Source organism: Mycobacteriales bacterium, assembly GCA_035504215.1.
In the GTDB taxonomy this organism is placed as follows: Bacteria; Actinomycetota; Actinomycetes; order JAFAQI01; family JAFAQI01; genus DATAUK01.
Genome location: DATJSI010000112.1, coordinates 61,349 through 78,410 on the forward strand (window position 1 = coordinate 61,349; position 17,062 = coordinate 78,410).

The 17,062-nt window shown below is 70.0% G+C and carries 17 protein-coding genes and 2 riboswitches; of the genes, 11 read left to right on the plus strand and 6 right to left on the minus strand.

Features of this window, described 5'->3' with window-relative positions:
- Positions 1 to 31: 31 nt before the first annotated feature.
- Positions 32 to 1,453: a trehalose-6-phosphate synthase gene (locus VME70_13820; GenBank protein ID HTW21276.1), complete on the minus strand. Its 1,422-nt coding sequence runs from the start codon at positions 1,451 to 1,453 to the stop codon at positions 32 to 34.
- An 80-nt stretch (positions 1,454 to 1,533) separates the two neighbouring features.
- Positions 1,534 to 1,646: riboswitch (SAM riboswitch) on the plus strand.
- A gap of 12 nt (positions 1,647 to 1,658) precedes the next feature.
- On the opposite strand from VME70_13820, the gene thrC reads away from it, so the two are divergent.
- Positions 1,659 to 2,909, plus strand: a complete 1,251-nt coding sequence (thrC, locus tag VME70_13825) for a threonine synthase (protein ID HTW21277.1) — start codon at positions 1,659 to 1,661, stop codon at positions 2,907 to 2,909.
- Positions 2,906 to 3,181, plus strand: a complete 276-nt coding sequence (locus tag VME70_13830; GenBank protein HTW21278.1) for a ubiquitin-like small modifier protein 1 — start codon at positions 2,906 to 2,908, stop codon at positions 3,179 to 3,181. Before thrC ends, VME70_13830 begins: the two co-directional genes overlap by 4 nt.
- A 16-nt stretch (positions 3,182 to 3,197) precedes the next feature.
- On the opposite strand, the gene VME70_13835 is transcribed toward VME70_13830, so the two are convergent.
- Positions 3,198 to 3,773 carry an NlpC/P60 family protein gene (locus tag VME70_13835; protein ID HTW21279.1) on the minus strand — a complete coding sequence of 192 codons (576 nt, stop codon included), beginning with the start codon at positions 3,771 to 3,773 and terminating at the stop codon, positions 3,198 to 3,200.
- Positions 3,774 to 3,924, minus strand: a riboswitch (cyclic di-AMP (ydaO/yuaA leader).
- 301 nt (positions 3,925 to 4,225) lie between these two features.
- Between VME70_13835 and groL the strand changes: the two genes are divergently transcribed.
- The 4 genes from groL to VME70_13855 all read left to right on the plus strand — a co-directional run bounded on the left by groL (position 4,226) and on the right by VME70_13855 (position 8,373).
- Positions 4,226 to 5,854 carry a chaperonin GroEL gene (groL, locus tag VME70_13840; protein HTW21280.1) on the plus strand — a complete coding sequence of 543 codons (1,629 nt, stop codon included), beginning with the start codon at positions 4,226 to 4,228 and terminating at the stop codon, positions 5,852 to 5,854.
- A 273-nt stretch (positions 5,855 to 6,127) separates the two neighbouring features.
- A complete protein-coding gene (locus tag VME70_13845; GenBank protein ID HTW21281.1) occupies positions 6,128 to 6,277 on the plus strand; it encodes a hypothetical protein in 150 nt (49 codons plus the stop codon).
- 219 nt (positions 6,278 to 6,496) lie between these two features.
- A complete protein-coding gene (locus VME70_13850) occupies positions 6,497 to 7,747 on the plus strand; it encodes an SMI1/KNR4 family protein (GenBank protein HTW21282.1) in 1,251 nt (416 codons plus the stop codon).
- A 257-nt stretch (positions 7,748 to 8,004) separates the two neighbouring features.
- On the plus strand, positions 8,005 to 8,373 hold the full coding sequence (locus VME70_13855; GenBank protein HTW21283.1) for a VOC family protein: 369 nt from the start codon (positions 8,005 to 8,007) through the stop codon (positions 8,371 to 8,373).
- A gap of 93 nt (positions 8,374 to 8,466) precedes the next feature.
- On the opposite strand, the gene VME70_13860 is transcribed toward VME70_13855, so the two are convergent.
- Entirely contained in the window at positions 8,467 to 8,760 is a 294-nt protein-coding gene (locus VME70_13860) for a WXG100 family type VII secretion target (GenBank protein ID HTW21284.1), read from the minus strand.
- A gap of 150 nt (positions 8,761 to 8,910) precedes the next feature.
- On the opposite strand from VME70_13860, the gene larE reads away from it, so the two are divergent.
- Complete coding sequence (gene larE, locus VME70_13865) at positions 8,911 to 9,834, plus strand: ATP-dependent sacrificial sulfur transferase LarE (protein ID HTW21285.1); 924 nt, start codon at positions 8,911 to 8,913, stop codon at positions 9,832 to 9,834.
- Between the two features lie 112 nt (positions 9,835 to 9,946).
- Positions 9,947 to 10,330 carry a cold shock domain-containing protein gene (locus tag VME70_13870; protein ID HTW21286.1) on the plus strand — a complete coding sequence of 128 codons (384 nt, stop codon included), beginning with the start codon at positions 9,947 to 9,949 and terminating at the stop codon, positions 10,328 to 10,330.
- Positions 10,331 to 10,365: 35 nt separating this feature from the next.
- Here the strand turns inward: VME70_13870 and VME70_13875 are convergent, their stop codons facing one another.
- A complete protein-coding gene (locus VME70_13875; protein ID HTW21287.1) occupies positions 10,366 to 11,739 on the minus strand; it encodes an MFS transporter in 1,374 nt (457 codons plus the stop codon).
- 16 nt (positions 11,740 to 11,755) lie between these two features.
- Between VME70_13875 and VME70_13880 the strand changes: the two genes are divergently transcribed.
- Genes VME70_13880 through VME70_13890 form a run of 3 tightly spaced genes read left to right on the plus strand, consistent with a single transcriptional unit; the run spans position 11,756 to position 16,083 of the window.
- The gene (locus VME70_13880; GenBank protein HTW21288.1) at positions 11,756 to 12,781 is read left to right on the plus strand and encodes a DUF3027 domain-containing protein; all 1,026 of its coding nucleotides are present in this window, start codon (positions 11,756 to 11,758) and stop codon (positions 12,779 to 12,781) included.
- Between the two features lie 15 nt (positions 12,782 to 12,796).
- Complete coding sequence (locus tag VME70_13885) at positions 12,797 to 15,712, plus strand: hypothetical protein (GenBank protein ID HTW21289.1); 2,916 nt, start codon at positions 12,797 to 12,799, stop codon at positions 15,710 to 15,712.
- Positions 15,713 to 15,717: 5 nt separating this feature from the next.
- On the plus strand, positions 15,718 to 16,083 hold the full coding sequence (locus VME70_13890) for a lipopolysaccharide assembly protein LapA domain-containing protein (GenBank protein HTW21290.1): 366 nt from the start codon (positions 15,718 to 15,720) through the stop codon (positions 16,081 to 16,083).
- 3 nt (positions 16,084 to 16,086) lie between these two features.
- Here the strand turns inward: VME70_13890 and VME70_13895 are convergent, their stop codons facing one another.
- Together VME70_13895 and yaaA are read right to left on the minus strand one after the other, a co-directional pair.
- On the minus strand, positions 16,087 to 16,314 hold the full coding sequence (locus VME70_13895) for a DUF2530 domain-containing protein (GenBank protein HTW21291.1): 228 nt from the start codon (positions 16,312 to 16,314) through the stop codon (positions 16,087 to 16,089).
- Positions 16,315 to 16,324: 10 nt separating this feature from the next.
- Positions 16,325 to 17,062, minus strand: a 738-nt coding sequence (gene yaaA / locus VME70_13900; protein HTW21292.1) for a peroxide stress protein YaaA, incomplete at its 5' end; no start/stop codon positions are given.

A 17,062-nucleotide genomic window follows, 5' to 3' on the forward strand; every position in this document is an offset into this window, starting at 1 on the left:
GGGCACCACTCATGGGCCATGCGAATTCGGGTTAGAGGTCGGCGAGCTGCGCTGCCAGCCACTCGTGCGGCGGCATGGCGATCGCAGCCTTGCGCAGCTCCGCATGTCGCCGGGTCCGCTCCGCCTCGGGCATCACGAGTGCGTCGTGCAGCGCCTGCGCGGTCGCGGCGACGTCGTACGGATCGACCAGGAGCGCGGCGCCTCCGAGCTCGTCGGCGGCTCCTGCTTCTCGCGAGAGCACGAGCACCGCGTCGTCGGTCAGCACGATCGCTTCCTTCGCGACCAGGTTCATCCCGTCGCGCACCGGGTTGACCAGTACGACGTCTCCCGCGCCCAGAACCGCGAGTGACTCGGCGTAGTCGTTGCGAACCTGGAGCTCGACGGGGGTCCAGCCGGCCGTGCCGAGCTCAGCGTTGATCAGCTTCGCGAGATCCTCGACGTACGCCGTGTAGTCCCGGTAGTCGGCGATGTCCTGGCGACTCGGGTAGGCCATCGCCACGTGCACGACGTGCTGCCGGTGCTCGGGATGGTCGTCGAGCAACCGGCGAAACGCTTCGAGGCCGCGGGCGAGGTTCTTCGACGGCTCGGTGCGGTCAACGCGGACGATCGCCTTCCGATCGGCCAGCTCGGCCTTGAGCGCATCCCGGTCGGCGGCGACGTCCGGTTGCGCCGCCCGCTCGAGCAGCGGCTCCGGATCGACCCCGAGCGGGTAGATCCGCACGGCCGTCGTTCGCCCACCGTGACGCACCGAGCTGTCGTCGTGGTCGACGTCGAGCAGCCGCGCGCAACAGGCGATGAAGTCCTTCGCCCATCGCGGCGAGTGGAAGCCGAGCGTGTCGGCACCAAGCATCCCGGTGAGCAACGCGCGGGCTACGTCGTCGGGCAGCAGCGCGAAGTTCTCCGGAGTCGACCACGGGGTGTGGGTGAACAGCCCGATGCGCACGTCCGGCCGTCGGCTGCGGAGCAGCTCGGGCAGCAGCGTGAGGTGGTAGTCCTGGGCGAGGACCCGCGCGCCGGGCGCGGCTTCCTCGGCGACCGCATCCGCAAACTCGGTGTTGTAGTCGACGTACCCGGTCCATGCCCGGCGCCACTCCGCGTTCTCGTAGTCCGGCGGGTTCGCGTTGTCGATCAACCCGTGGTGCAGGTACCACAAGGTGGTGTTGGAGACGACGTTGTACGCCGCTTCGTAGGTCGCGGGTTCGATCGGCAGCATCCTGACCGCGCCGCCGGTGTCGTGCCCGGCGCGGTCGAGCCGCCCGGCGGGAGCCGACGCGGCGACTGCGCGGTCGTCATCGCTCAGCGCGGCACAGACCCATACCGTCGCGCCCTCTGACCGCACGGCGGCCAGGCCGGAGACGAGGCCGCCGCCCCCGCGCGACTCGGTGACCCGGCCGTCGTCGTCGCGGTGGAAGGCGATCGGCCCGCGGTTGGACGCGATGACGATCTTGGCCATGCCGCTTGTCATTGCACCATCGCCCCGACAGTAACCGAACCGCGTATGGCAGACTTGCCCTGCGCGACCTTCGGGTCGCGCACTCATCAAGAGGGGCAGAGGGACCGGCCCGGTGAAGCCCCGGCAACCACCCGATCGCGGGCAGGTGCCAACTCCGGCTCGGACGCGGATCGCGTCTCGGGAAAGATGAGGACGGAAGGTTGCAATGACCTCGTTGATCGACCGCCCGGCGGCGCAGTTCGGCTCCGCCGAAGCACTGGTATGCCGTGAGTGCGGTGCCACCTACCCGCTCGGGCCGACCCACGTGTGCGAGCTCTGCTTCGGTCCCCTCGAGATCGCCTACGACCCCGACGCACTGCGCGCCGTGACGCGCGCGAGTATCGAGGCCGGCCCGCAGTCAATGTGGCGCTATCGCGGTCTGCTACCGGTCGAACCACTCGTGGACCTTCGAGTCGGAATGACCCGCCTGGTGCCGGCGCCCAACCTCGCGCGCGAGCTCGGCATGCGGTCGTTGTGGGTGAAGGACGACAGCGGCAACCCGACGCACTCGTTCAAGGACCGAGTGGTCGCGGTGGCGGCGTCGGCCGCCCGGGCACTCGGCTACCGCGTGCTCGCCTGCGCCTCCACCGGCAACCTCGCGCACGCGGTCGCCGCCGCTGCGGCGAACGCCGGTCTGCGTTCGGTCGTCTTCATCCCCCATGACCTCGAGGCCGGCAAGTCGGTGACGACCGCGGTCTACGGCGGGACTCTGGTCGCGGTCGAAGGTTCGTACGACGAGGTCAACCGGCTGTCCGCCGAGATCGCCGGCGAGCTGCCGTGGGGCTTCGTCAACGTCAACGTCCGCCCGTTCTACGCCGAGGGCTCGAAGACGGTCGGCTTCGAGATCGCCGAACAGCTCGGTTGGCGGTTGCCCGAGCAGGTCGTCATCCCGATCGCGTCCGGCTCGTTGCTCACGAAGGTCGACAAGGCGTGGCGCGAGCTGAGCCGGCTCGGTCTCGTGGACCCGACGGCGTACCGGGTGTTCGGTGCGCAGTCGACCGGCTGCTCGCCGGTTGCGGCGGCGTTTCGTGCGGGACACGACGTGGTCGCGCCGGTGCGGCCGACCGGCATCGCGAAGTCACTCGCGATCGGCAACCCCGCCGATGGTCCCTATGCGCTGGACGTCGTGCGACGTACCGGTGGGGTGATCGAGGACGTCGGCGACACCGAAATCGTCGACGGCATCCGGCTGCTCGCGCGTACGACCGGAATATTCGGCGAGACGGCAGGTGGCGTCACGGTCGCCACTTTGCGCAAGCTGCTCGAGACCGGGCGGCTGGATCCCGAGGCCGAGACGGTCATCCTGAACACCGGTGACGGGCTGAAGACGCTGGACGCCGTTGTCGACGCCGTGGGCCCGACCGTCACGATCGCTCCGACATTGCAGGCGTTTCGAGAGGCGGGGTTGAGCGAATGATCACCGTGCGGGTTCCGACCATTTTGCGGTCGCTCACCGGCGGCGCGGCCGAGGTGTCCGTCGACGAGGCGTCGACCCTGGCCGACGTACTGGACCGGATGGAGGCCGAGCACCCCGGCTTCCGCACCCGCGTCCTCGACGACGACGGCAAGCTGCGCCGGTTCGTGAATGTCTATGTCGACGACGACGATGTGCGTTTCGCCGAGGGGTTGCAGACACCGACGCCCGCTGGAACTACCGTCTCGATCATCCCAGCGGTCGCCGGCGGCTGATTGCGGGACGGGCCGGCTACTTGCTGGACTTCTTCGACAGGCGGAACACCTGGGCGTAGACCAGATGCGCCTTGTAGATGTGCTGGCGCTGCACGTGGGTGCCGGTGTGCGGCGCCACCCACCAGTAGTCGTGCCCGTCATAGATGCCGACATGCGAGACGTAGCCGTTGTCGACGAAGACCAGGTCGCCCGGCTTGAGGTGGCGGCGGCGGATGTGGTGCAACGAGTGGTACTGCTCCGCGGCGTTGTGCGGCAGCGAGATGTGGACTGCGTGCAGAAACACGAAGCGGACCAGGCCGGAGCAGTCGAAGGCATGCGGGCCGTCGGCGCCGTACTGGTAGGGCTTGCCCTTCTGGCGGGCGGCTTCGCGCAGCACCCGGCGTACGTCGTTGTGGAGCTGCGTGAGGGTCATCGCACCGGTCGCACGCGCCGGGGCGGCATGCGGCGCGGTAGCGGCCAGCGGGGTCGTGGTGCTGGAGCCGGGCTCGGCGTTCTGGGTCTGCGCGAACGCGGGGCTCGCGGCCAGGCCGAGGCAGAGGAACAGGGATGCGGCGAGGATGCCCAAGCGGGCAGACAGGGTCGCACGGAACATGAAGGCGCTCTCCGACGCCGACCGGGTTAGCTGTCGGGTTCGGACCGTGGCTAGCCCGGCCGCCGGAGCGGCTTCACCCCAAGAGCGCGTGCCCCGCGCTCGTGTGCTGTTGGGTCCCCGATCCTGTCCGTGGGTTCGGTGTACGCACTCCGCGGACAGGTTTGGCGAACGGAGGCGACGGTCACCCGGCTGGGTGGCCCCGCATACCTTAGGTCGGCGTCCGGCCCGCCGTCCTTGAATCCGGGATTTTTTCCGGGCGTGTCCGGTTTACCCGCCGGTCGCCCGCGGGAGCCGGCCTCGACGCCGGCGGCCGTCTTGCACTCGGCAGGGTCGAGTGCTAACAATGGATCTAGCACTCTGGCCTGGCGAGTGACAGCGCCGGAGTCCCTGGACACGGTCCGTGGACAAGGCAGTCCCTGGACGAACGCATCTCGCGGGAGGATCCCACCGCAATGGCAAAGATCATCACTTTCGACGAGGACGCGCGGCGCGCGCTCGAGCGGGGCATGAACCAGCTCGCCGACGCCGTGAAGGTGACCCTCGGACCCAAGGGCCGCAACGTCGTCTTGGAGAAGAAGTGGGGCGCTCCCACGATCACCAACGACGGCGTGAGCATCGCCAAGGAGATCGAGCTCGAAGACCCGTACGAGAAGATCGGCGCCGAGCTGGTCAAGGAGGTCGCCAAGAAGACCGACGACGTCGCCGGTGACGGCACGACGACGGCGACCGTCCTCGCTCAGGCACTCGTGCGCGAAGGCCTTCGCAACGTCGCTGCCGGCGCCAACCCGATGTCGCTGAAGCGCGGCATCGAGGCCGCCGTCGAGCGGGTGAGCGAGGAGCTGTCGAAGCAGGCCAAGGACGTCGAGACCAAGGAGCAGATCGCGTCGACCGCGAGCATCTCCGCCGGTGACTCCTCGGTCGGCGAGATCATCGCCGAGGCGATGGACAAGGTCGGCAAGGAAGGCGTCATCACCGTCGAGGAGTCGAACACCTTCGGTCTCGAGCTGGAGCTGGTCGAGGGCATGCGCTTCGACAAGGGCTACATCTCGCCGTACTTCGTCTCCGACGCCGAGCGCATGGAAGCCGTGCTCGACGACCCGTACATCCTGTTCGCGAACTCCAAGATCTCGGCAGTGAAGGACCTGCTGCCGGTGCTCGAGAAGGTCATGCAGGGCGGCAAGCCGCTCGCGATCATCTCCGAGGACGTCGAAGGCGAGGCGCTCGCAACGCTGGTCGTGAACAAGATCCGCGGCACCTTCAAGTCGGTGGCCATCAAGGCTCCGGGCTTCGGCGACCGCCGCAAGGCGATGCTGCAGGACATGGCCATCCTCACCGGTGGTCAGGTCATCAGCGAGGAGGTCGGGCTCAAGTTGGAGAACGCCGACCTCGAGCTGCTCGGCCGGGCCCGCAAGATCGTCGTCACCAAGGACGAGACCACGATCGTCGAGGGCGCCGGTGACACCGACCAGATCGCCGGCCGGGTCAACCAGATCAAGGCCGAGATCGAGAAGTCGGACAGCGACTACGACCGCGAGAAGCTGCAGGAGCGGCTGGCCAAGCTGGCCGGTGGCGTTGCGGTCATCAAGGTCGGTGCCGCGACCGAGGTCGAGCTCAAGGAGCGCAAGCACCGCATCGAGGACGCCGTCCGCAACGCGAAGGCTGCGGTTGAGGAGGGCATCGTCGCCGGTGGTGGCGTGGCGCTGCTGCACGCGAGCAAGAGCGCGTTCGAGAAGCTGGACCTGACCGGCGACGAGGCGACCGGCGCGCGCATCGTGCAGATCGCGCTCGAGGCGCCGATCAAGCAGATCGCCGCGAACAGCGGGCTCGAAGGCGGCGTCGTGGTCGAGAAGGTGCGCGGCCTCAAGCCGGGCCACGGTCTCGACGCGTCGTCCGGCGAGTACGTCGACCTGATCAAGGCCGGCATCATCGACCCCGCGAAGGTCACGCGCTCGGCGCTGCAGAACGCTGCGTCGATCGCCGCGCTGTTCCTCACCACCGAGGCGGTCATCGCCGACAAGCCGGAGAAGTCAGCGCCGGCGATGCCGGGTGGCGACGGCGGCATGGGCGGCATGGACTTCTAAGTCCACGCACAACGCGTCGAAGGGGCGGTCCCGATCGGGACCGCCCCTTCGTCATTCTTGTTCGGCGGTGTGTCCGCCGTACTGGTTGCTCCGGCGCCGCGCCAGTCAAGCCGCGAGCGCACCCCTGCCGCGTAGTGCGCGTCCATGAATATGCGTAGTCGTGAAGCGTGACAGTTGGGGAGCAATAAAGTAAGGCTAAGGGTTGACCCTTACGAAAAGGGGTGACGCATCCCCGACTCCGCCATCGTGCGAGACAGCCTCGGCCTATCGGCAGTGGCCGCGAGGCAGGCGCTCAGCACGCTTGCCGCCGCCGGCGTGCTGACCGAGTACGCCCGCCAGCCTGGCACCAGCGCCGGCCGACCTCGCACTCTCTACGTCAGCACAGAGATGCTGGGACTCATCGGCTCCAGCCCATTGGGCTAGCCCGACCGCCGGCCACGCGGGGCGTGCGGTTGCTGGCGCGACGGCACCCAAACCACCCGCCGCCGCAGACATCCACATGACGAATACGGACGCGAGCCCAATGACGTCTGGGGACTGTTCGGCACCTCTGTTCGCTCGGGCCTGCTGAAGCGACGGTGGTGTTGTTCCGATGCTCCAGTGGGGTTGGGTGATGGGCCGGTGGGAGGTCGAACGGTGTCCATGAAGGATCTGCTCGTGACCTGGGACGGGCTGGCACGGGCGGCGGCGGTGGAAGCATTTCCGCCGGTGGATGCCGTAGTGGAGCGCGGCACGGTGCTGTGCGATCCGGCGTCCGAGGCTGAGCTGGTCGCGGCAGAGGAGCGGCTGGGCCAGCGGCTTCCCCGTTCATACCGGCAGTTCCTGGCCTGTTCGAATGGCGCTCACGCCGGGGTCAACGGTTTGGTGACACAGGCGGAGTCGGCTGCGTCTGACCGGCCGACGGCTAGTTACGGCTTGTACCCGGTCCAGCTCGTGCTGCCGTTCGCGCAGGCTCAGCCCGATCTGTTCGAACTGTGGGCTGATACGGACTTCGGCGATCCGATCACGGCCGACGGGGAGGAGGTCGCGGATTACACCGCCTTGGATGGACGGTCATTGCTGATCGGAAGCGATTCTGAGTGGCCGACGGTACTGGTCAAGGTCGGGCGCACCGGTGACTGGCAGTTGTGGCAGTTCGCTAAGGAGGGGGCAGTCGGGTACTTCTCGTTCGGTTCCTGGCTGCGATCGGAGACCGAGGCAGCTCGAGCATCGATGGTCTCAGAGCTGATCGAGCGGTGCAGCGCTGGCGACCTGAAGGCATTGGGTGAGCTGAAGAAGGTACGCGACTCAGACGCACTTCCCCAGCTGACTGCTGCGCTGCAAGTCGGCGGACAGGTGACCACCGCTGCCATCGAGGCGCTCGGGCGGATCGGTGGTGAGCCTGCCGCTCGGGCGCTCGCTCCGTTCCTTGATCCCGACGCCCTCTACGAATACAGCCAAGAGATCGGCCAAAGTTATCGGAATCGCAAACGCCCCCCCGGTGTCGATCCGGATTGGCACAGGACAGCGCAGGATGCATTAGTCCGGATGCGACTGGCAGCAGCCGACGACGTCCTTGCCGCCTATGACTGCGCGCACGGCCTGGCGTTGCGCCGCGACCACCGGGCGGCGGAGATCGTGTTCCGACGGGAGTTCAAGCCACCGATGTTCATCGGCGCAAACGAACTTGGTCTGCTCGGCGATCCACGCTACGTCCCGCAACTACGCGCAGCCGTTCCACTCGCCGACAAACGCCGCGTCTACTACCTTCACCTCGCCCGGTGGTCGTGTGGGGACCCCGAAGTCATCGACGACCTCTGCAAGATCGCCGACGACCCCGCCGTCAGCCCTGGCCGCCGCCACCAGGCTGGATTCCTCGTCGAACGGGAAGCACGCGAACGCCGCTTCACCTAACACGCGGCGTCAACACGTGGCCGGCCACAGCCGAACACCAGTCGCACAGCTCCGGGGCTGTTCGGGACGGCAATTCGGGTCGATGTCGTCGGGCGCCGGAGTTGTTGAACTCACCGGATCGCACGCTCGTCAGTGCCACAGCGCAAACATGACTCGCCGGTAACCAATCGCCTACCTCGATGGGCAAGTGCAACACCGTCATTCGTGGACGTACCAGGTTTACCTCGGTCGCGCGGAGTTAACGTGGGCTTATGGCGATGACGACCCGAATTGTCAACGTGTCGGTGCCAGTCCGCGACCAGGATGAGGCGATTCGGTTCTACGTCGACGTTCTCGGCTTCGAGGTTCGCCACGACGTCGAGGTCTGGCCAGGCGCTCGATTCGTGGAGGTCGTTCCACCCGGCTCGGACGTTGGTCTAGTTCTGCTGTCGCCGGACAGCGAGATCCCGATGGCCGTCCGGCTAGGGACGGACAGTGCCGACTCGGCGTACGAGAAGCTCCGCGCAGTTGGTGCGACGCTGCCCGATGACGCGGTCCTGCACATTGCCGGACAGCCGCCGATGTTCCGTTTCGAGGATCCGGATGGCAACGGTCTCGTCTACCTCGAAGAGGATCCCGACGCCTGAACCTTCACGGCGTCAGAGCGCATAACCACAAGCGAAATCGGCGCGACACGAAACGTCCGAGTGGCCGGTTCTGAGTGGACCGAGCCACGGCCGTCACATCGAGTTGAAGGAGCCGGCGATGGCGTGCTCGGCCTCGGCGTAGTGCGAGCCGGCTTGCGCGAGCAGCATGCTGATCCCGCTCAGCGCCTCGTGTAGCGCGCGGGCGCTGTGCTGCCACTCCAGCCAGAGCGCCTCGAAGCGCTGCTGCGCGACGCCGGCCCAGTCCGTGCCGAGTGGCGCGAGCGTGCCGGCGAGCCCGGACAGCTCGCCCTCGATCTGTGCCGCACCGCTGTTGACGCGCGCGGACATCGCCGCGAGTTGCTCGGGCGTGACGCGGATCCCTGCCATGTGTCCCCCTCGATCGTTGGTCTTACGTCGTCGATGCCGCGCAACCGTACGGCGTTGCGATCCACGGCTTCCCCCGCTATCCACAACCCCACCCGCGAGCCGTTCGTCAAGATCAGCGAGGGCTTTGGGGGTGGTCGTAGGCTCGTCGCCATGGCCGCCGCCTCGCCCGACTCCCTTGCGTCGGAGCTCGACCCGCAGCTCGATCCGCAGACCGACTCGCAGCTCGATCCGCAGACCGACTCGCAGCTCGCCACGCGGCTGGGCGGCCTCGAGGCGGGGTTGCGGGAGCTCGGCAGCGTTCTGGTCGCGTTCAGTGGCGGCACCGACTCCGCTTTCCTGCTGGCGGCCGCCACCCGAGCGCTCGGCGCCGACCACGTCGTTGCGGCCACCGCGGTTTCGCCGAGCCTGCCGCGCCATGAGCTGGATGCGGCGCGGGCATTCGCGGCCGAGCTGGGTGTCCGGCACATGAACCCGTCGACCGACGAGCTCGCCCGCGAGGGCTACCGGGCCAACGCCGGCGATCGTTGCGCCTTCTGCAAATCGGAGCTGCTCGACGTACTCGTTCCGCTCTCGCGGGTCCTCGGCCTCGACCACGTTGCCACCGGGACCAACGCCGACGACGCGCGGGCGGGATTCCGGCCCGGCATCAGGGCCGCCGCCGAGCGCGGCGCAGTGACGCCGCTGCTCGACGCCGGCCTGACCAAGGCGGAGGTGCGCAGCGCAAGCCGGCAGTGGGGGCTGCGCACCTGGGACAAGCCGGCCGCGGCCTGCCTGTCCAGCCGGATCGCGTACGGCGTCGAAGTGACCGCCGCCCGCCTCGCGCGGGTCGAGCAGGCGGAGATCAGCCTGCGGCTCGCCCTGGACTCCGCCGGGATCCCGGTCCGTGACCTGCGCGTGCGCGACCTCGGCGAACGTGCCCTGATCGAGGTGGACCCGGCGATGGTCGGCGCGGTTGCGGCGCGGCCGGAGATCGTCGCCGCAATCAGCGGGTTCGAGCGGGTCGAGGTCGATCCGCGCGGGTTCCGCAGCGGCTCGATGAACGAGCGGCTGCCGGACCCGGAACGCTGGCGCTGAGCGGACCGACCGGCCCGCGGCAAATCGAGGCGCCGAATGATCCCCGATCCGGCTAGCCTGGCTTCGGCGCACGAAAGGTGCGCCGGAAATCATCGACGTAGAGAAGGTCATCGTGCCCACCGGCAAGGTCAAGTGGTTCGACGCGGACAAGGGCTTCGGCTTCTTGGCCCGCGACGACGGCGGCGACGTTTACGTGCACGCCTCGTCGCTCCCGGCGGGTACGGCGCTCAAGCCCGGTGCTCGGGTGGAGTTCGGAGTTGCCGAGGGCCGGCGCGGCGAGCAGGCACTCTCGGTACGCGTTCTCGACCCGCTGCCGTCAGTCTCGGCGGCGACCCGTCGCCCGGCCGACGAGCTTCACGGTGTTGTCGACGACATGATCAAGCTGCTCGAGTCCAAGGTTCAGCCTGAGCTGCGCCGCGGCCGCTACCCGGACCGGGCGACCAGCCAGCGGATCGCCCAGGTCATGCACGCGGTTGCGGCCGAGCTCGAGGGCTGACCACACCCGCTGGACCGGCGTAGCGGTCGCACCGATCAGCTCGGAGGTGGGTCCGGCGCTGGAACGCCCGATCGGGCAAGGCGACGTGGGCGCACACCCAGTGAGAACGCAAGGGCCGCGCCGAGCACCAACGCCGCGATGGTGAAGCCGAGTTCGGCATTGGTCGGGAGCAGGATGCCGATCGCACCACCCACCACCCACGCCAGCTGAAGCGTGGTCTCGGATCGGGCGAAGATCGACGTACGTACGTCGTCCTCGATCCGCCGCTGGATCGTGGCGTCGAGGGCGAGCTTGGACACCGCGGCGGCCGCGGCCGCGATCAGCGCAAGCGCGAACACCGTGAACAGACCGAAGTCGAAGATCGTGAAGACGCACGCCGCGGTGGTGGCCGCGAGCAGGGCGACCGACATCGGACCGGTCGCAACCTTCGCGGTTCGCGGGCCGAGCAAGGTGCCGATCAGGTTGCCGGCACCGATCCCCACCGCGAGCCCGCCGAGGCAGACGTCGGCCGACAACCCGCCGACCGGATGGACGCGGACCAGGAAGGCGCCGAACAGCAGCATGAAGCCCGACAGCCACCGCATCGCGGCCGCGGTCTGCAGCGCCCGGCGGACGTCGGCGCCGAGCGAGCCGATCCGGAACAGCCCGCCGGTCGAGGGCGCTGACCCACTCGGCCCGGCGTTGCCGTCGGCGGTGCGCGGCACCCGAAGCACCGAGACCGCGCCGACGAGGTAGACGATCGCACCGAGCAGCAGCTCGACCCGGTGGCCGAGTGCGGTGACGACCGCGGCCGCGAAGCCTCCGGCCACGGCCGGCGCGAGCACGCCGGCGAGGGTCAGCCGCGAGTTGGCCTGGACCAGTGTCATGCCCTCCGGCACCAACCGGGGAACTGCTGCGCTGCGCGCGATGCCGTATGCCTTGCTGGCCACGAGCACGCCGAGTGCGGCCGGATAGAGCGTGAGCACCTGAGCAACGCTCGGGTGGTGCGCCAGGCTGTGCCCGATCACGAGCGCGAGGATCGCCCGCGCGATCATCGTGAGCGCCAACGCCGTGCGCCGGCCGCTGCGGAAGCGGTCGAGGGCAGGACCGAGGACGGGTGCCACGACCGCGAACGGCAGCATCGTGATCAGCAGGTACAACGCGACGCGGCTACGGGCTTCGTGAGTCGGTACGGAGAAGAACAACGAGCCGGCCAGGGCGACCGTCACCGTCGCGTCGCCCGCCGACTGCAGCGCATGTGTCTCGACTAACGCCGCCAACCCGGAGGCGCCCGCCCCACCGCGGCGGTTCCACTGCCGAAGCCGCCGGCCGCCGCGCACCGTGCTGCGGCCGACCGCACGCAAGCCACGTCCAACGGCGGCGGCGCCGCCCGGACGAGGCTGCGCGGATTCGGCAGCGACCTGCTCCATGAGCGACACTAAACACGTGACTTCGCCGGAAACGCCAACAATTGCCGACCTTGTGGATGCGACCGCGCTCGAGGTGTCGCCCACGACCGCCGGTTCGCTCGTTCCCGACGAGGTCGCTGCAGCCGCTGTCGACGTGGCACGGGAGGCTGCGGAGCAGGAGGCACCGGGGCTGGTTGGTGACCATGTCGGTGTCACGGCCGACGAGGCTCGGGTGGCGACCCACTACTTCGTGACCCTCGATCCGGCGTACCGCGGCTGGCGGTGGGCCGTGACGGTGACGCGGGCGTCCCGCTCCAAGCTGGTCACGGTTGACGACGTCGTGCTGCTTCCCGGCGAGGAGGCGTTGCTCGCGCCCGAGTGGGTGCCGTGGAGTGAGCGACTGCGCCCGGGCGACCTCGGTGTCGGCGACCTGCTGCCGACCGCGGCCGACGACCCGAGGCTGGCCCCCGCGTTCCTCATGACCGACGACGAGGAGGAGCACGACGTCTCCTTCGAGCTCGGACTCGGTCGCGAGCGCGTGCTGTCGGCAGAAGGCCGGGCAGATGCGGCAGAGCGCTGGTACGACGGCGAACCGGGCCCCGAGTCGGCGATCGCGCGAGCCGCGCCGGCGGAGTGCGGGAGCTGCGGGTTCTACATCCCGCTGTCCGGCGCCCTGCGGCAGCTGTTCGGGGTCTGCGCCAACGACCTCGCTCCTGACGACGGCCGGGTGGTCGCCACCGACCACGGTTGCGGCGCGCACTCGCAGGCCGTCGTTCTGCCTGCCTCCGCGCCGCCGCCGGTCGCGCTCTCCGAGGAGGGCCCGGGCTACGACGTCGTCGACGATGCCGCCGACGCCGCGGCTGAGGCTGAGGCTGACGACAACGGTTCGACCATCGCGGCTGACACCGTCGCGGGAGTCGCGGATCCGGCCGCGGACGCCGACCCGATCGACACTATGGAGACCGAGCCGGGCGGTGCTGACTCTGAGCCGGAGCCGGCGGTCAGCGACCCGAGCGACGAGTCGCAAGCGGACGTCGCGGCGGACCCGACCGCCCGCGCGTAGCCAGCCGTCCGCCCGGTGAGCGATCCTTTCGCGACCGCGGAGCTGCGTCGCCGGGTGCTCAGCGCGTGGCAGCAGTCACCGGCCCGCTTCCGCGCGGATGCGAACCTCGAGGACGACCTCGCCCTCGTGGGCTATCGCGATCGTGTCATCGTCGAGCTCGCGCAGAACGCCGCGGACGCCGCCACCCGAGCCGGTATCGCCGGGCGCTTGGTTCTCGACCTCTCGGGCGATGTGCTGTCCGCGACCAACACCGGGTCGCCGCTCGACGCCGCGGGCGTCGAGTCGATCGCGGTTGCACGCGCCTCGGCCAAGCGGAACCAACCCGGCACGGTCGGGCGGTTCGGCGTCGGTTTCGCGGCAGTGCTCTCAGTGACCGACGAGCCCAGCATTCGCAGCCGCACCGGGTCGGTCCGCTGGTCGCGGGCCGACGCGGGTGCGGCCGTCGCCGAGGTCACCGAGCTCGCCGGCGAGCTCGCCGAGCGGGACGGTCGCGCGCCGGTTCTCCGGCTGCCGTTCGAGGCGGACGGCTCAGCCGCAGACGACGGCGACACGACGGTGGTCCTGCCGTTGCGTGACGCCGATGCGATCTCGGCGGTGCGCCAGCAGCTCGGCGGTCTGGATGCCGCCCTGCTGTTCGCATTGCCGGCCCTCGGTGAGGTCGTCGTGCGCATCGACGGCGACGAGCGGGTGCTGAGGGCGGAGCGGTTCGGCGACGACGTGGTCGTCAGCGACGGGTCGACCGCCTCGCGATGGTGGGTGGTCGAGGCCGAGGGACAGCTCGATCCGGACCTGTTGTCCGACCGGCCGGCGGAAGAACGGACTGCCGATCGCTGGCAGCTGACGTGGGCGTTGCCGGTCACCGCCGACGGCGCGCTCGCCGAGCTACCCGCATCGATCGTGCGGGTGGTTCACGCGCCGACCGCGACCGACGACCCGTTGACCGTTCCCGCCGTCCTGGTCGCGTCGTACCCCCTCGATGCCACCCGCCGGCGGGTGACGACCGGCCCGCTCGCCGACTCGGTCACCGCCGCGGCCGCGGAGGTCCTTGTCGCCGCGCTCGCCGATCGGCGCCTCGACCCGTCATACCTGCGCATCGTGCCGGCCGGCTTCCCGGATGGGGCGCTCGACGGAGCGATGCACACGGCGTTGCTCGGCGAGCTTCGGGCGACCGCTTGGTTGCCGGTGGCGGGCGATGATGCCGTGCGGCAGCGGCCGAGCGACGCGGTCGTCGTCGCGGACTCGTTGGTTCCGGTGCTGCGCGACGTGGTTCCCGCACTTCTGCCGGTGGGTTGGTCGCGACCCGAGCTGGCGGCGCTCGCCCCGCATCGCCCCACCCTGGCCGAGCTGGTCGATGCGGTCAGCGCCGTGGACGCACAGCCGTCGTGGTGGTGCGCGCTCTATGCCGCGCTGGACGATGCCGTGCCGGCCGGGCCCGAGCGGGACGCGCTCGGCGCTCTGCCGGTGCCTCTTGCGGACGGCCGGCTGGTGACGGGACCTCGCGGGTTGGTGCTGCCGAGTGACACCACGCCGGCGGTGGACCTGTCGGCCATCGGCATTCGCGTGGTGCACCCCGGTGCGGCGCACGAGCTGCTGCGCTCGCTCGGAGCCGGCGACGGAACCCCGCGTGGCCTGCTCGAGCAGCCCCAGGTCCGGACCGCCGTTGAAGCGTCGTACGACGATGACGACCCGGAGCCGGTGGCCGCAGCCGTGTTGGCGCTGGTCGCGGCTGCGGGCGTGGACGTCGAGGAGCTGCCCTGGCTCGCCGAGCTCGCCCTGCCGGACGATGACGACGACTGGCGCCCCGCCGGCGAGCTGTTGCTGCCCGGCGGTCGGATGGCGCAGCTCGCCGCGCCGGACTCGCCGTTCGGTCGCGTCGACCCGACCTGGCTGGGACGGTGGGGGGCGTCGACCCTGGTGGCGGCCGGGGTGGTCGACGAGCCGGTCCTGCTTCGCGATCTCGACGCCACCGGCCCGACCCACGATCTCGACCACGAGGCCGCGTGGTGGGCGGAGCTACCTCACGGTGCATCGCTCGAGGAGTTCGTCGCGGTGCGGGATCTCGAGCAGGTGCGCGAGGGCGGGCTAGGTGACCTGCTGGACCTGCTCGCCGCACCCCCGTTGCGGGCGGCAGTGGTCGAGCCGGCGCTGGTCAGCGCGCCCGACGGCACCGTGCTCCGAGTCCCGTCCTACACCGCCTGGTGGTTGTCCACGGAACCCGTCCTCGACGGGCGGCCGCCGCGCGGTTTGCGCCTGCCCGGTGGAGACCCGGCGCTCGCCGGCCTGTACGACGATGCGCCCGATCGCTACGACGTCGAGTTCTTGCGCGCGCTCGGCGTGCTGGCCCGGCTCGACGATGCCGACGCCGACGACGTCCTGGGGCGGCTCGCCGACCGTTCCCGCCTTGTGTCGCGCGCGCAGCTGCGGTCGATCTACGGGTGGCTGGCCGGGCGCAGCTTCCCGCCGCCGGCCGGGCTGCGGGCGATCCGCGAGGGGGAGCCGGTCGTCGTTCCGGTTGCCGATGCGGTCGTCGTCGATGCGCCGGATCTGCACCCGCTGCTCGGCGGCCTCGCGATCGTGCCGGTCGTCGCCGATCGCGCCACGGAGCTGGCCGGGAGCCTCGGGATCCGGTGCGCGAGCGAGATGGGGGAGTTCCCGGTGACCTCCGCCGGGGACGCCGACGGCGACATCGTCCTGCACGAGCAGCTGCGGGTGCGCGACCTCAACGGAGTGGAACAGGAGGTGCCGTGGCGACTGGCCGGCGGGGTGCTGCACGTCGACCGGCGTCATCGCGCGTTCGGCGTCGGGCGCGGTCGGGCGTGGCGTGACGGGCAGTGGGCGCTGCGTCACCGGCGTACCGAGGAGTTGAACGATCCCGGAATGGGGAAGTTCCTGGAGAGCGAGGACGACTTGGACCAGCCGGACGAGGAGTGATCGGGATGGCACGAGGCCGAACGCACGAGCCGTTGCGGGTGGAACGGACCAGGACCAGCTCGACCTGGGTGGCGATCTCGATTGCCGTCGTCTTCCTGGTTTTCCTGATCATCTTCATCGCGCAGAACGACCGGAAGGTGCCGTTGCACTTCCTCGGCGCGGACGGCAACGTCTCCGAGGCGCTCGCGCTCATCGTTGCGGCGGTCGCGGGCGCTGTGTTCGTCCTCGCGGCCGGAGCGGCGCGCATCATCCAGCTTCGACTGGTCGGGAGACGGCACAACCGCGAGATGGCCCAGCAGCAGGTGGCCAGTCCGCCGGCCGAGGCGGCACCTGCGGCTCCCACCTCGGTCGCCGACGACGTGGCGCGATAGCCGCTACGGCGGGTCAGCGCCGGCGGCGGTGTCCGCTGTACGGCGCCGGCGATGCGCGAAGCGCAACCCGTACAGGCCGAGGACGACTCCGATGCCACAGGACCAGTACCACCAGGTCGTGTGATGCCGTAGCAGGTCGTGGCGGAAGAACAGTGCCAGGACGGCCAGTGCCACGAGCCAGGCGATCGTGCCGATGATCGTGGCGAGGTCCTCCTCGCGCTCGCGGGTCACGTCCAGGACCTTACGCGCGATCGCGTGCGGCGCTGCGTTGTGCCCGGCCGGTCTCGGAGCCGACCAGGCCCCAGCCTTCGGGCAGCCGCACGACGACACGGTTGCCGTCCGCCTCAGCCGAGACCCCGACCTGCGAGGCTGCGGCCAGCAGCCGGTCGACCGACGGCTCGCCCGCGCGCAGCATCTCGCGAACGATCCGGCCCTTGGCGTACTTGCTCTGGAAGCTCGCCGCCGCACGCTTCCCGTCCGGCCCGGTGATCCGCACGTCCACCAGCCGACCAGCGGCATCGCCCGACGGCCGGTACATCTGCACGTAGCCCGCCGACCGAAGGTCGATCGCGCCGACCTCGGCGACCGCGCGGTCGAGCGCTGTGGTCATCGCCGGGCGCCACAACACAGGAAGCGCCGCCAGTCGAGGCAGCCGGGTCGCGATGCCGATCCGGTACGCCGGCAAGGGATCTGCCGGAGCGGTTGCACCCCACAAGCCGGAGAAGACGACGATGGCGGCCTCGGCGCGGCGACGGGCCGCAGCGGTGAGCGTCGGGTAGCCGAGTGCGTCGTGCAGGACTCCTGAGTAGCGTTCGCCGGCGGGCATCGTCGGCGACGCCAGCAGTTCGGCGTTCGCCGCGCGGTCGTCGTCGAGCGCCTCGGACAACCCCAGCCGACGGCGCGCGGTCACCGGGTTGCCACGGCACAGCGCAACGAGCGCTCGCGCCACCCGCTCGCGGGTCGGCGTGAGGTCCGGGAA

Excerpts from the sequence above, each read along its gene's own strand:
- VME70_13820 (HTW21276.1), bottom strand. The coding sequence starts at position 1,453 with ATGGCCAAGATCGTCATCGCGTCCAACCGCGGGCCGATCGCCTTCCAC.
- thrC (HTW21277.1), top strand. The coding sequence starts at position 1,659 with ATGACCTCGTTGATCGACCGCCCGGCGGCGCAGTTCGGCTCCGCCGAA.
- VME70_13830 (HTW21278.1), top strand. The coding sequence starts at position 2,906 with ATGATCACCGTGCGGGTTCCGACCATTTTGCGGTCGCTCACCGGCGGC.
- VME70_13835 (HTW21279.1), bottom strand. The coding sequence starts at position 3,773 with ATGTTCCGTGCGACCCTGTCTGCCCGCTTGGGCATCCTCGCCGCATCC.
- groL (HTW21280.1), top strand. The coding sequence starts at position 4,226 with ATGGCAAAGATCATCACTTTCGACGAGGACGCGCGGCGCGCGCTCGAG.
- VME70_13850 (HTW21282.1), top strand. The coding sequence starts at position 6,497 with ATGAAGGATCTGCTCGTGACCTGGGACGGGCTGGCACGGGCGGCGGCG.
- VME70_13855 (HTW21283.1), top strand. The coding sequence starts at position 8,005 with ATGACGACCCGAATTGTCAACGTGTCGGTGCCAGTCCGCGACCAGGAT.
- VME70_13860 (HTW21284.1), bottom strand. The coding sequence starts at position 8,760 with ATGGCAGGGATCCGCGTCACGCCCGAGCAACTCGCGGCGATGTCCGCG.
- larE (HTW21285.1), top strand. The coding sequence starts at position 8,911 with ATGGCCGCCGCCTCGCCCGACTCCCTTGCGTCGGAGCTCGACCCGCAG.
- VME70_13875 (HTW21287.1), bottom strand. The coding sequence starts at position 11,739 with ATGGAGCAGGTCGCTGCCGAATCCGCGCAGCCTCGTCCGGGCGGCGCC.
- VME70_13890 (HTW21290.1), top strand. The coding sequence starts at position 15,718 with ATGGCACGAGGCCGAACGCACGAGCCGTTGCGGGTGGAACGGACCAGG.